The 13,307-nt window shown below is 63.9% G+C and carries 9 protein-coding genes; 3 read left to right on the top strand and 6 right to left on the bottom strand.

Features of this window, described 5'->3' with window-relative positions; all coding sequences use genetic code 11:
* Nucleotides 1-22: 22 nt before the first annotated feature.
* Nucleotides 23-2,035, bottom strand: a complete 2,013-nt coding sequence (locus BGP85_RS14195) for a DUF4034 domain-containing protein (RefSeq protein ID WP_103448520.1) — start codon at nt 2,033-2,035, stop codon at nt 23-25.
* A 361-nt stretch (nt 2,036-2,396) separates the two neighbouring features.
* Between BGP85_RS14195 and BGP85_RS14190 the strand changes: the two genes are divergently transcribed.
* Entirely contained in the window at nt 2,397-3,887 is a 1,491-nt protein-coding gene (locus BGP85_RS14190) for a YifB family Mg chelatase-like AAA ATPase (RefSeq protein ID WP_103448519.1), read from the top strand.
* Nucleotides 3,888-3,919: 32 nt separating this feature from the next.
* Here BGP85_RS14190 and BGP85_RS14185 read toward each other — a convergent pair whose 3' ends face one another.
* The 3 genes from BGP85_RS14185 to BGP85_RS14175 form a co-directional block, all read right to left on the bottom strand.
* Complete coding sequence (locus tag BGP85_RS14185; RefSeq protein ID WP_103448518.1) at nt 3,920-4,348, bottom strand: DoxX family protein; 429 nt, start codon at nt 4,346-4,348, stop codon at nt 3,920-3,922.
* Nucleotides 4,349-4,421: 73 nt separating this feature from the next.
* On the bottom strand, nt 4,422-4,787 hold the full coding sequence (locus BGP85_RS14180; protein WP_181004526.1) for a response regulator transcription factor: 366 nt from the start codon (nt 4,785-4,787) through the stop codon (nt 4,422-4,424).
* Nucleotides 4,784-5,764 (bottom strand): response regulator, encoded by a 981-nt coding sequence (locus BGP85_RS14175; protein ID WP_103448516.1) that lies wholly within the window; start codon nt 5,762-5,764, stop codon nt 4,784-4,786. Before BGP85_RS14175 ends, BGP85_RS14180 begins: the two co-directional genes overlap by 4 nt.
* 240 nt (nt 5,765-6,004) lie before the next feature.
* On the opposite strand from BGP85_RS14175, the gene BGP85_RS14170 reads away from it, so the two are divergent.
* Nucleotides 6,005-11,044 (top strand): trifunctional serine/threonine-protein kinase/ATP-binding protein/sensor histidine kinase, encoded by a 5,040-nt coding sequence (locus BGP85_RS14170; protein WP_103448515.1) that lies wholly within the window; start codon nt 6,005-6,007, stop codon nt 11,042-11,044.
* A gap of 73 nt (nt 11,045-11,117) precedes the next feature.
* On the opposite strand, the gene ycaC is transcribed toward BGP85_RS14170, so the two are convergent.
* Complete coding sequence (gene ycaC, locus BGP85_RS14165; protein ID WP_103448514.1) at nt 11,118-11,744, bottom strand: isochorismate family cysteine hydrolase YcaC; 627 nt, start codon at nt 11,742-11,744, stop codon at nt 11,118-11,120.
* A 72-nt stretch (nt 11,745-11,816) separates the two neighbouring features.
* Nucleotides 11,817-12,179, bottom strand: coding sequence for a helix-turn-helix domain-containing protein (locus BGP85_RS14160; RefSeq protein ID WP_103448513.1), 363 nt, complete (start codon nt 12,177-12,179; stop codon nt 11,817-11,819).
* A 132-nt stretch (nt 12,180-12,311) separates the two neighbouring features.
* On the opposite strand from BGP85_RS14160, the gene BGP85_RS14155 reads away from it, so the two are divergent.
* On the top strand, nt 12,312-13,286 hold the full coding sequence (locus BGP85_RS14155) for a GlxA family transcriptional regulator (RefSeq protein WP_103448512.1): 975 nt from the start codon (nt 12,312-12,314) through the stop codon (nt 13,284-13,286).
* Nucleotides 13,287-13,307 lie beyond the last annotated feature (21 nt).

Here is a 13,307-nt window from a genome sequence, read left to right as displayed (position 1 = left end):
GAGTAGTCACCCCCGATTTCGATCAGGCCGAAGCCCTGTGATGGCCGGTGGCCTTGGGCGGTAGCTCGCTGGCATGCAGGTCGCCACGGAACAACGCCGCCCCACATACCGTGAACAACGTCTTCACCCGGCTGTGCGAATTGCGGATCTCGGCCTGAATTTCCTCGATGAGCGGATCGCTCGACTGCAGCGCAACGGCACGATTGGCCCATTCGATTGCCGCAAAGCGGCTCTGTTTGCGCGTACCGCTGCCCTGCATCCAGGCCAGCCCGAGTTCCGCACAGGCACGCGCGGCGGTCCAGGCATCGGGGTGCTCGGCCAGCCCCAGCAGATAGTCGACCGCCTCGACACGCTCCAGCGAATCACCGTACTGGCGCAGCAGGATGCCTAACTGCAACTGCGCCTTGGCATGGATGTTCGGATCGCCCATTGCGTCGAGCAGCAGTCGCTTGACCGCCAGCATTGCCTTGCGGTCCTCCAGCCCTTGTGGAGAACCCATACGCTGACGGGCCAGGTCGAGCTTGGCAAGCGGATGGCCAGATTCCGCCGCCCGCAACAGCCAGTGCTCGGCAGCCTTGGCACTCAGATACTGCGCGGGGGTGTTGTCCAGCCAGCCACGATGCAGGTCGTACAGCGCGATGGCCGCATCCGGCAGTTTCAGCTCCGCACAGGCTTCATACAGAAAGTGCGCGGCTTCATGCAGATTGGCAGCCCAGAGCAGGCGCGGCACATCGAGCACATCGAAGCCCTGCCCCTCTCGCCCGCACTGGCGCTTGACCGCCATGCGCAACCACGTTCCAGCCTGCTCGGCAGATTGCCCAAAGCCCCACAAGCCAAACTGGTGCCCCGCAGCCCGCAGAGCGCAGGCCGCTGCCTGTCGACGGTCGTCGCAGAGCCGCTCGATGACGGTACGCAATACCTGCGAATCGTCCTCGGCCTCATTGAACAGCACCAGGCAAACAAGGCTATGGAAAGGCTCGCCAATGGCCGGGACAAAGCCGTGGTCCGGGAAGAGTGCGACGCTGTCGGCAAAGTCGCGCATCGCACCGGCGTAATCACCCATCGAATAGCGCCGCAGCGCGCCACGCCGGGCCAGCAACGTGGCGCGCTCTTTGGGCCTGAGTTCGCGTTGGGCCCATTGGGCAAAGGTTCTTTGCCAGGTTGCGACCTGAGGCAGTTGCTTGGCATGCGGCAGCCAGAAAGTCTCTTCCAGGGCCAGCCAGCGGATCGCATTGCGCTGTGCTTCAGACCAACCGTGGCAAAGCGGCCCGCTGGCCAGTGCGTCAATCGCTTCAGCGCTGCCACCCCAACGAGGGGTCAGGTAAGCGGCATAGGCCTCGATTGCCTCGAAGCAGCCGGGAAACCACCACAGCGCATGGCGCAGCCAGTAATCCCTGGCGGGCTCGCCTTGCTCATGCAAACGCGCGCTCAACCCGGCCGGCAACGTTTGCGGCAGTTCCAGCAAGGGCGTCAGGCCGTACTTGACCAACAATGGCGCTGCGGCCTCCTGCACCTCCACATCGGCATGCGCGCTGGGCCGATAGCGCGCCGCCTGCCCAGCGAACAATTCGACCAACCAGCCAGGCTCGCGCAGGTAAGCGCTGATGTGCAGCATGCCGATGACTGCGGCAACCGGTTGCGCGCTGCGCTCCAGGGCCTGCAGGAAGTGCGCCGTGCCTTTCTCGCAGGCCTGCTCGGCAGCCAGCCAGCGTTCTTCGGACACTTCATGAGCATCAGCCTGCCCACGAATCTGGCAGGCATGGTTGAAGCAGTGAAAACCCATCACCACATGCGGGTGATAAGCCTTGGGGCAGGCGTCGATCCAGGCCTTGAGGGTGTGCGTCAGGGCCTTGCCGCCCTGTGTGTCCCAATCCAGCATGTAGCCTTGCACAGCTTCCAGGTAGACGGGGCACTCACCAGGGGGCGCCTGGCGCCACTGCGCCTCCAGCGCATCGAACAAACGGTTGAGTTCAGCGTATTCATTGGCCTGCACCCGTTCTCGGATCTGCTGGCGGGTGCGAATGAGCGTTTGCACGGGCAGTACCTTAAGTCCATTTCAAGGGTTGCGTTGCCATCCCATGGCAACAGCAGTCGCTGTTGAACACTAAGCTATAGCCGGGTTCTTCGCAAAGAATTGGATCCAGTATTTGTCAGGCTTTTTCAAAAGGCAGGGAAAACCCTGCGTTTCACAGCATGCCTGGCGGCGGCCGACCATTTGGACCGTACAACCGGTCAGCCATGATGCGATCGAAAAAATCGAGGATTTGCTGATTGCCTTGCAGGCGCAGGCCCAGCGAAAGACGCTGAAGCACTTTACTCGATAGAGCGGGCCCCTGGATCACTATGCTTGGGTCAGCCGCAGGAAGCGGCTCCCCACTCATGACAACGGAGCGTCCATGTCCCTCGCCCTCGTTCACAGCCGTGCCCAGGTCGGCGTGCAGGCCCCGGCGGTCAGCGTCGAAACGCACCTGGCCAACGGCCTGCCCCACCTCACTCTGGTCGGCCTGCCGGAAACCACGGTCAAGGAAAGCAAGGACCGTGTGCGCAGCGCCATCGTCAATTCCGGGCTGAACTACCCGCAGCGGCGCATTACCCAGAACCTCGCACCGGCCGACCTGCCCAAGGACGGCGGGCGTTATGACCTGGCCATCGCCCTGGGCATCCTCGCCGCCGATGGCCAGGTGCCGTTGCCCGCCCTGACTGAAATGGAATGTCTGGGCGAGCTGGCCCTGTCGGGTAAGTTGCGCCCGGTGCAGGGCGTGTTGCCAGCGGCACTGGCGGCGCGCGAGGCTGGCCGGGCATTGGTGGTGCCGCGGGAAAACGCTGAAGAAGCCAGCCTGGCGGGCGGGCTGGTGGTATATGCAGTGGGGCACCTGCTGGAATTGGTGGCGCATCTGAACGGGCAGGTGCCACTAGCTCCGTTTGCCGCCAATGGCTTGGTCCTGAAGCAACAGCCTTATCCGGACCTCAGCGAGGTACAAGGCCAGGTTGCGGCCAAGCGGGCATTGCTGCTGGCCGCAGCCGGGGCGCATAACCTGCTGTTCACCGGGCCGCCCGGAACGGGCAAGACGCTACTCGCCAGCCGCCTGCCCGGCCTGCTGCCACCTCTGGATGAACAAGAGGCGCTGGAAGTGGCGGCGATCCAGTCGGTGAGTGGCCACACGCCGCTGAGCAGCTGGCCGCAGCGCCCGTTTCGCCATCCGCACCATTCGGCTTCGGGGCCAGCGCTGGTAGGCGGCAGCAGCCGGCCGCAGCCAGGCGAGATCACCCTGGCGCACCATGGCGTGCTGTTTCTCGACGAGCTGCCAGAGTTTGAACGGCGCGTGCTGGAAGTCCTGCGCGAGCCGCTGGAGTCGGGCGAAATCGTGATTGCGCGGGCGCGCGACAAGGTGCGTTTCCCGGCGCGCTTCCAGCTGGTGGCGGCGATGAACCCCTGCCCTTGCGGCTACTTGGGCGACCCCACCGGCCGCTGCCGCTGCAGCACCGAGCAGATCGCACGGTATCGCAACAAACTGTCCGGCCCGTTGCTGGACCGCATCGACCTGCACCTGACCGTGGCCCGCGAGACCACCACGCTGAACAACCAGCCCAGTGGGGAGACTAGTGCCGACGTGGCTGTAAAGGTGGCAGAGGCTCGTGAGGTGCAGCAGCGGCGGCAAGGCTGTGCCAATGCGTTTCTGAACCTGGAAGGGTTGCGGAGCCATTGTCAGCTGGTAGCGGCGGACCAGGCTTGGTTGGAGAATGCCTGCGAGCGGCTGACGCTTTCTTTGCGGGCGGCGCATCGGTTGCTGAAGGTGGCCCGGACTTTGGCGGATCTGGAAGCTAGCCAGGCGATCAGCCGCGGGCATCTGGCCGAGGCTTTACAGTACCGGCCGGGCAGCAGCTAGAGCCTGGGGCTGCCTTGCCGCCCCAAGATCCATCAGGAAAACTTGCTTCGGCCGATCAACCCGGAGACCGAGTACAGCCCAGGCCCAGTCAACGCCAGCCCGCCATAAAGCGCCACCAGCAACCAGGCAAACTGGCCCTGCTCCAGCGACCAGTCCGGGTGCACCACCACCAGCGCCACCAGCAACACTGCCAGCACCGGCAAGCAGGCCAACCGCGCTGCCACGCCCAGCACCAGCAACACCGGGCAGACCACTTCGGCAAACACCGCCAGGCCCAAGGTCAGCGGCGCCCCCAGGCCAAAAGGATCCTCGATGCGCTGCAACTCCCCGCTCCAGTCCAGCAGCTTGGGTAACCCGTGGATGGAAAACAGCAGCACAGCGGCCATCACCCGCATGAACAGCAGGCCACTGGCGATAAGGGTTGGCGACTGGGGAGCATGAAGGGTCTTGAGGTGTGGCATGGCAAAGATCTCGTGATTCAATCAACCCAACGAGCATCAGCCGGCGGCACAGCAATTGATTGTTCAGGTGTGCTCATTCAGCTGCCAACGCCGCTTCGACCACCTTGAGCAGTACCTCTTCGGAAAACGGCTTACCCAGGCAAGATTGCGCGCCATTTGCTAGCGCCGCCTGCACCGCACCTTCGTCCCAATGCGCCGACATGCCGATCACCGGCAAGCGCCAACCCCGCCGCGCCAGCTCACGCTGCACCTCCAGCCCGCTCATCCCCGGCATCTTCAGATCGAGCAGAACGCACCCAGCCTCACGTGACTGGCCCGAGGCCAGAAACACCTCGCCCGCAGCGAACGCCAAGCACTCGAACCCCGCAGAACGCAGCAGGTTGCCCAGGCTTTTGCGCACAGAAGCATCGTCATCGACGATGCACACCGCTCTGCTCATGTGCCAGACCGAGCCTCGATGACGTTGTGCATGGCCACCAGCTCCAGCAGCGAGCGGGATTGCATCTTGTTCATGATGTTCTTCTTGTGCACCTTTGTGGTCACTTCACTGGTGCCGATCGCCTTGGCAATCTGCTTGTGCGACAAGCCGCCAACCACCAGCGAAAATACCTGGCGCTCGCGCTGGGTCAGGTGCTGGTACTTTTCTTCGACCTGCCGCGCATGCTGCCATTTGCGCCCCTCGGCCACGGCGCGCGTACGTACCGACTCAAGCAGTGCCAGCAACTGGTCTTCGTCGAAGGGCTTGGTCAGGAACTCCACGGCCCCGGCACGCATGGCCTGGACCGTCATGGGGATAGTGCCGAAACCGGTCATGAACACGATCGGCCAAGGCAGCGCCAGCCGGTGCAGCGCAGCCTGAACCTCAAGGCCGCTGGTTTCGGGCAAATGCATGTCCAGCAGCAGGCAAGCGCAAGGGCTTTCCAGGCGAGCGTCGAAAAGCTCTTCGGCGCTGGCGAACAAACGGTGTGGAATGTCTTGCGAACGCAGCAGGCGGCCCAGTGCCGTGCGCACCGAAGGATCGTCATCCACCACCAGCACAGGGACGTTCATGGCGTCGTCGAACGGTTCGTTGGCATCAGCCATAGCGCCAAATGGCGACTGACCGAGGGCCAGGCAAGGTACGTCGAAACTGACCTGCGCAGCCAGACGATAACCCCGGCGCGGCACGGTCTGGATCAGCCCGCGGTCGCCGAAGGCCTTGCGCAGCAGCGACACCTGCACCTGCAGGTTGTTGTCCTCGACTACCGTGCCGGCCCACACCTGGCTGAACAGCTCATCCTTGCAGACCACCCGGCCCTTGGCCTTGATCAGTGTGGCCAACACCTCGAATGCACGCCCGCCCAATGGGACCGGCTTGCCATCGAGAAAGGCTTCTCGCCGCTCCAGCGACACCTGGGCATTACCGATTCGGATCATGGTTTCCTCACGCGGGCATGGGCGTTTGCGCAGCCTCGGGCAGCCTAGGCGAGCAACCGCATTCAGACAATTATCCCGAGGGATAGGTTGGCCTCAGCACTATACAAGCGCCCTCCAGCCGCCAGGTATTGATAACGGACAACGGCGTACCCGTTTCTGCCAAGGAGGCTGCAGGCCGCATTCTTGAAGGGGTTGCTGCGTATACTCGCGCGTCAGGATGTCGCTAGCAGGGAGTGCTTTATGCTCGATGAACGCCTCGCAAACAGGCCCATCGATTTTGACCAGTCGATCGACGACGACTGGCTGAATCGCTGCGACATCACACAACTGGGCCAGGAGGGTGAGCTCAGCTACTTCCGCTTGCGCGACCCCGCCACCCGCCAAGCCTGGATCGCCGTGCGCGCACCGCTCGAGGCCCCCGCTGCCTGCCAGCGTCTTGAGCGCGACTACCGCCTGCAGCTGGACCCGCAATGGGCGGTAATCCCGTCAGCGTTCGTCCGTTCCGCCGAAGGCCCTTTGCTGGTGTACCCGGCCGGCCGCTCCATCGCCGACCTGATCAGCGAGGGCCCGATCGCCCTGGCGACCTTTCTCGACATCGCGGTAAATGCCGCCAACGCCTTGGCCCAAGCCCACGAGCACAATGTACTGCACGGTGCGTTGCAGCCCGAACACGTGTGCCTGCAGCCGAACCAGCGGGTGCGACTGGGCTGCTTTCGTGCCGATACGCCAGAGCTGATCAGCGAGCAGGGCAATGCGCTCGGCAACTGGGCCTACCTGGCACCGGAGCAGGTCTGCCCCCATGGCAGCAGCGGCGACCGGCGCAGCGACATCTATGCCTTGGGCGCGATCCTCTACCAGCTGCTGTTGGGCGAGCTGCCGCTGGCCGGGCGCGACACCCAGCACTGGCGCCAGTTGCATGCCGGCGTCCAGCCACGCACGGCCTGCGAGGTCGACCGCCAGGTGCCGCAGGCGCTCAGCAGGATCCTGGCCAAGGCCCTGGCAAAGGAACCTGACGCGCGCTACCAGAGCGCCCAGGCTCTGGCCGTAGACCTGGCCCACTGCCAACGGCAATGGGCCGCCAGCAAGACCATCGCCCCCTTCGAGCCCGGTTGCGCCGACCCGGTTTCGCCCAGTCGCGAGCGCCTGTACGGCCGCGAGGCCGAACAGAATGTCATCGCCCAGATGCTCAATGCCCTGCGTCGCGATAGCAAACCCCAGGTGTTGTTCATCAACGGCGCGGCGGGCATGGGCAAGTCCAGCCTGGTCCAGGCCGCACTCAAAGCCCATGCCGAAGGCTATTGGGCTGTCGGCACGTGCAGCAGCCCGGAACAGGCTGTGCCCTATGCCCCCTGGGTCGAGATCCTCGGTTCGCTGACCACCCAGCTGCTGGCCAAGAACAGCCAGGACCTGGACACCCTGCGCCGCGAGATCCTGGATCGCATCAAAGACCACGGTCGGTTACTCGGCAAACTGGCCCCAGACCTGCAACTGATCCTCGGCCCCCTGCCCGAGCTACCGGAGAAGCCCACTCGGCTGGCATTGCAGAAGGCACAGCGGGCCATCGTCGAATTCCTGCAGGTGCTCAGCCACCCTGGCCACCCGCTGACGCTATGTTTCGATGACCTGCAGTGGGCCGACGATGCCAGCCAACAGCTGCTGGCACAGTTGCTCACCCAAGCCCCCGACAACCTGCTGCTGATCTTCGTTCAACGCAACGATGCGCACACCGCGGTTACGCCACTTGCCGCGCCCGCAACGCTGCGCAGCATCACCCTGAACCTTCGCCCACTGACCGTCGGTGCAGTCACCGAGCTGGTCGGCGAGCGTTACCACATCGGGCCCGACCAGGCGTTGCAGGTTGCCGAGCTGATTCACGGCAAGACCGCAGGCAACCCGTTCTTCATCAACCAGATCCTCAGGGTCATGGTCGAGGACCGGCTGTTCACCTTCGATACCCAGGCCATGCGCTGGTCATGGTGCCTGCAAGCCGTGGCCCGGCAACGCTATTCCGACAACGTCGCCGATCTGATGATCCACCGTCTGGCACGCCTGCCGGCGCCCCAACGGGATGTGCTGCGAATCGCCAGCGCGGCAGGCAGCCGCTGTGATGAACGCCTGCTGCTTGCACTGCTGCCGGGCAAACCGTTGAAGGCATTGATTGACGCGGGCTTCCTGCTACCGGGCCAAAAAGGTCTGAGCTTCGCCCATGGCCGTGTGATGGAGGCTGCCTATCAACTCACGCCTGCGTGTGATCGCGGCCAGCTGCATGCGAGCATTGCCCTGGCCATGCTCCAGGTCTGGCGCAACGACTTGCAGGAGGCTGTGTTCGAGGTCGCCAATCAGCTGCAACGCGCCAGCCCATGCGGGTTTGCAGCGGATGACTGCGATCTTTTCCTGCAGCTTTTGCGTGATGCGGCGCTGCGCTCGCGTGACACGGGCGCCTGCGAGCAGTCTGCGGCCTACCTGCAAACGTGCGAGCAGTTGCTGCAACAGAGCGCCACGCCGCAAAGCCACGCCACGCATGCCTTTGCCATTGCCTGCATGGCTGCAGAGTGCGACCTGCAGCTGTCGCGCATGACAGCAGCCGAAGAACGGATCATGGAATGCCGCCAGCGCGCACGTTCGACGCTGGAGCGGGCACGGGTATGCCGGCTGCAGGCACGCCTGCACACCGTGAGCGGCGATTACCAGGCCGCCATCAACACCGCCATTGCCGGCCTCGAACTGCTGGGGATCAGCCTGACTTGCGGTGTCGACCCTCAGCAGGTGGAAGCCAGCCATGCGCATGTCCGGGCCCTGATCGATCAGCAAGGCCGCCATTGCCTGGCGTCGCTGCCGCGTACCGACTCGGAGGAAGTCGCGGTTGCCATTAGCTTGCTGGCCACCTTGTCGTCATCGTTTTTCGTAAAGGACGATATCTGCTTCCTGCACCTGGCCAAGCTGATTGAGCTATCGCTGTTGCACGGTGTCGCGCCGGGCAGCACCTACGGCCTGGCCTGGTACGGGGTGATGATCGCCGAGCGCTTCGGCAGCTACCACGACGGCCATGCCTGCTGCCTGGCCGCGCTCAAGCTGATCGAACGGCACGGCTTCGAGGCCGATCTCACCAGCGCGCTGCTGGCCCTGGACCAGGTCAGTGCCTGGACCTCGCCCATGGAGTTTGCCCGCCGCATGGCGCTGGAAGCGCTCGACTCGACACGCGTGAGCGGTGACGTGGCCATGACCTGCTATGCCTGCAACCATCTAGTTTCCGACTCCCTGTTCATGGGCCGCTATCTGCCGGAGGTGGCCGAAGAGGTGGCACAGGGCCTGGCTACCGTGCGCGATTACGGCTACAGCGATATCGAACAGATCCTGCAAGCCCAGCAGGCATTCGTCGCCAGCCTGAGCGGCGTACCCTGCACGATCCTGCCCGCGCAGGTGAACTCACCCATAACGTTGTTCTTCCAGCAGCTGTTCAGCGGCATGTCAGCCTTCTACCTGGGCAATGTCGCGCAAGCCATGCACAGTCTGAACGCTGCGGGCGAAAACGCCTGGGCAGCACCGGCACATATCAACCTGGCGGACTACCACCTGTTCCGCGGCCTGGCCCTGGGCAGCCCGGAAGCCCCCGGCAGCCTTGTCGACAAGCTGGCCGAGCTGCAGGCCCTGCGCGAACGCTTCGGCCGCTGGGCCGGCTTCAATCCGGTGACCTTCCGCAGCAAGCTACTGCTGATCGAAGGAGTAATTGCCAAGCTCGAAGGCGACGGACTGGCGGCCATACGCTGCTTCGACCAGGCACAGATCGCCGCAACCGCCGCCGGTTTTATCCACGAACAGGCCCTGGCCCACGAGCAACTGGCCGAGGTCTGCATCCCCAGCGGGCTGATCTCCGGCGCCAACCTGCACCTGCGTATTGCCCGCGACTGCTTCCATATCTGGGGGGCGACCGGCAAGGTGCAGCAGTTGGAGGCATTGCACCCGTTCTTGCGCACTCAACCCGTCCAGGAGACCTACCGCGCCACCCAGCAGGCCAAGCTGGACCTCGAGGCCGGTATCGAGGCGGCGCGGGCGTTGTCCGAGGAAGTGCTGCTCGAGGGCCTGATCGAGACGCTGATGGGCCACCTCACCCAACACTCCGGCGCCGATCACGGTGCACTGCTGATCGTCAGTGGTGCCGAGTTCCAGATGGCCGCCCTCGCCTTCATCGACGACGCCGGGCTGCACGTGAGCATGGACAACTGCCAGAAGTTCATGACCCAGGCGCCGCTGTCGATCATCAACGCCACCCTCCGTACCAAGAAGCCGTTGGTGCTCAATGATGCCCAAAACGATTGCCCCGAAGCCTTCCGCCAGGAGCTGCACGCACGCAACGCCCGTTCGGTGCTGTGCCTGCCGCTGGTGATCCAGGGCGTGCTGATCGGCCTGGTGTACCTGGAAAACCGCCTGGTGCCGAACCTGTTCGGCAGCCAGCGCCTGGCGATGCTGGAGATCCTCGCTTCACAGGCGGCCGTGTCGCTGCAGACGGCCAAGTTCTATACACGTCTGGCCGAGGACAACCAGGCCCGGGCGCAAATGGAAGAAGAACTGCGCCGATCACGCGCCGAACTTGCGCGCAGCGCCCACTTGCAGGTGATGAGCGAGCTGTCGGCGTCCATTGCCCACGAGATCAGCCAGCCGCTGCTGGGTATTGCCTCCAACGCCGCGGCCAGCCTGCGTTGGCTCAAGCGTGCCGAGCCCAACCTGGAAGAGGCGATTGCCGGCCTGGAAGACATCCGCAACGACAGCGAGCGCGCCGCCAATATCGTCCGCGCACTGCGCTCGCTGGCCAAACAGTCGCCAATGCAGCTCAAACCCGTAAAGGTCGACGAGCTGCTTCGCGAGGTACTACGGCTGACCTCGGCCGATGCCGCCAAGCACCTGGTCGAGGTACAGACCCGATTGCAGGCAGGGGTGAGCGTGATGGCCGACCCGGTGCAGTTGCAGCAACTGGTATTCAACCTGATCACCAATGCGCTGGAGGCCCTGGCCGGGTATCGCAGTGATGGCGTGTTGCGGATTTCATCTGCAGTGGGTGCAGACGTGGTGGAGATCTGCGTGGACGACAATGGGCCCGGCATCCCGCTGGATGAGCGGGCGCAGGTGTTTGACGCGTTTCATACCACGAAGGACGAAGGGTTGGGGATGGGGCTGGCGATCTGCAGCTCGGTGGTGCAGGCCCATGGTGGGCAGCTGCAGGCGCTGGAGTCGGCGTTTGGCGGGTGCCGGATTCGCTTCACTCTGCCTAAGAATCATTCGTAGCCTGTTTCGGCCTCTGCGCGGCGGTTCGACGCCTCGACAAGCCCGCTCCCACAGAGGCCGGGGCAGGTTTACTTCAGCGAGCGCTCAACGCAGCATAGCTGTTCATCAGGTTGCGGTAGTTGGGGATCCGCTGCGACAGCAGGTTACCCAGCCCTTCGATGTCGTTGCGCCAGTCGCGGTGCAGCTCACAGGCCACCGAGAACCAGTTCATCATCTGCGCACCCGCCTGAGTCATGCGCACCCATGCCGCCTGCTGCACAGTCTCGTTGAAGGTGCCCGAGGCATCAGTCACCACGAACACTTCAAAGCCTTCAGCCAATGCCGACAGGGTCGGGAAGGCCACGCACACATCTGTCACCACGCCGGCGATGATCAGCTGCTTGCGGCCAGTGGCCTTGATCGCCTTGACGAAGTCCTCATTGTCCCAGGCGTTGATCTGGCCTGGACGAGCAATGTACGGCGCCTCCGGGAACATCTCCTTCAACTCCGGCACCAGCGGGCCGTTGGGGCCTTGCTCGAAACTGGTGGTGAGAATGGTCGGCAGGCCGAAGAACTTGGCCAGGTCGCCCAGGGCCAGGACGTTGTTCTTGAATTCGTTGGGCGAGAAGTCCTGCACCAGCGAGATCAGGCCAGTCTGGTGGTCGACCAGCAGCACCACGGCGTCGTCTTTGTTCAGGCGATTGTAATCAGGTTGGCTCATGGGGGTGACTCCTTGGGTTGGGAAAACGGGCCGGGACTTGCTCAAGGGCTTATCCCAGCGGATAGATCCGGCTTAAGAAAATGCCTGCGCCTGGCGCCAGGCCTTGGGCGGCTGGCCAACCAGGCGGCTGAAGGCGCGGGTGAAATGGGCCTGGTCGCAGAAGCCGCATTCCAGGCTCACGTGGGTGATCGGTGCCTCGGTGACGAGCAGGCGCTTGGCCTTTTCCATGCGCGCCAGCAAGCGCCAGGCCTGGGGCGACAGGCCGGTGTTGACCTTGAAGGCACGGGAGAAATGGCTACGGGTGAGGTTGCACACAGCCGCGATCTGGATGATCGACAGCGAGCTGCGCAGCATCAGTTCCTTGGCTTGGCGCAACCGCGCGGGCGTCAGTGCGCCGGGGGTCTGCAGAAGCTCTTGGGGCGTCCCAGGGTGCATGGCGACTCTCCTGTTCAATGGAGAAAGTCTCGCCGCCGGCCTGTGACAAAGTCCTGAGCCAAAGCTGAATTGTTCTTAATTGTGCAGCGCTGCCCTAAGATGCAGTGCTCAGAATACGAAGGGCTATGGGGTATGCAGGAAAATCGCGCTCATCGAACCGTGGCCATGGTGCTGTTCAACGACGTGCTATTGCTGGACGTAACCGGGCCGATGGATGCCTTTGCCATCGCCAACCGGTTCTTGCCTGAAGACAAACATTATCGGTTGTTGACCGTGGCCGACGGCCAAGGGACCATTCGAGGCTCATGCGGCCTTAAGGTCGTGGCCGACTTGCGCCTGGAGCAATTGCCGGCCAGCGTCGACCTGTTACTGGTACCCGGTGGACCGGGGGCCTACCACGTCGCCCTGCCGACGATCGAACGCTGGCTGCCCCAGGCCGTGCACCAGGCCCGGCGCTTCGGCGCAATCTGTACGGGGGTGTTTTTGCTCGGGCGTGCCGGGTTGCTCGGTGGCTATCGCTGCACCACCCACTGGAACTACGTGGAGCGTCTGGCCCAGGCGTTTCCCGAGGCCAAGGTTGAAACCGAGCAGATCTACGTGATCGACCGTTGCCTGATCACTTCGGGAGGGATCACTGCAGGGATCGACCTGGCGCTGGCGGTGGTGGCCGAGGACCACGGTAAGGCGCTGGCCCTGGAGGTCGCCAAGGTGCTGCTGGTCGCCCGCCATCGCCAAGGCGGGCAGACGCCTTACGGGCCGCTGCTGGCCGCCGTACCGAGGGATGATTCGCCGATTGCCCGGGTGCAGGCCTATATCGTCGACCACATCGACCAGGCGTTCACCGTGCAGAAGATGGCCGACCTGGTGGCCATGAGCGGGCGCAACTTTGCCCGAACCTTTCAGCGTGAGGTCGGGATCACGCCGCTGCAGTACCTGCAGAATGCGCGGATCGACCACGCGCGCAAACTGCTCGAGTGCGGCGAGCTGCCGTTGAAGGTGGTGGCGGCGCGCTGCGGGTTTGGCAGTGACCGGCATATGAGAAAGGTGTTCTGCGAGCGGATCGGCATGACACCGGCGCAGTATCGGGCGCAGTTTGGCGGGGCTTGAGTCAAGAGGCCGATACGCTTG

This window comes from Pseudomonas putida, from assembly GCF_002906855.1.
Classification (GTDB): domain Bacteria; phylum Pseudomonadota; class Gammaproteobacteria; order Pseudomonadales; family Pseudomonadaceae; genus Aquipseudomonas; species Aquipseudomonas putida_N.
Note: the sequence above shows the minus strand (reverse complement) of the source record. Positions and strands in the feature narration are given on the sequence as shown.